This window comes from Salinicola socius (genome assembly GCF_001937195.1).
In the GTDB taxonomy this organism is placed as follows: domain Bacteria; phylum Pseudomonadota; class Gammaproteobacteria; order Pseudomonadales; family Halomonadaceae; genus Salinicola; species Salinicola socius.
The window spans coordinates 1-496 of sequence record NZ_MSDO01000052.1; the positions used below are offsets into that span (position 1 = coordinate 1).

Consider the following 496-nt stretch of genomic DNA (forward strand, 5'->3'; position numbering starts at 1 on the left):
GCGAAGCTGTAGGAGCCGTCGGCGTTGAACGTCAGGCTGCCTTTGCCCTGACCTACGCCGGTGTCGAGCGCGTAGCTGGCGATGGTGCCATCGACGTCACTTGCTGCTGGAACTTGCCCACTGAGAACGCTGTTCTCTTCCGTCGTGGCCGTGCCTGCCTGAGCGACCGGCGCATCGTTAGTCCCCGTGACGGTGATGGTGACCGTCTTCGGTGCACTGACGCCGCCATCGTTATCGGTGGCGGTGTAGCTGAAGGTGACGTCGCGACTTTCGCCTGCGGCCAGACCATCGAAGTCAGTGCCGGGGGCGAAGGTGTAGGAGCCGTCGGCATTGAACGTCAGGCTGCCATTGCCAGTGCCGACATCCGTCGCCAGGTCGTAACCGGCGATCGTCCCATCGACATCGGTCGCTGCCGGAACCTGCCCGCTGAGAACGCTGTTCTCGCCGGTAGTCTGGATATCGGCGACGGCCACCGGGGCGTCGTTGGTACCGGTGA

Annotated in this window: 1 protein-coding gene; it reads right to left on the reverse strand. The window is 64.1% G+C overall.

All coding sequences use genetic code 11. From position 1 onward, the window contains the following. Nucleotides 1-496: Ig-like domain-containing protein (locus tag BTW07_RS18640; RefSeq protein WP_167369287.1), on the reverse strand; the 496-nt coding region annotated here is incomplete at both ends.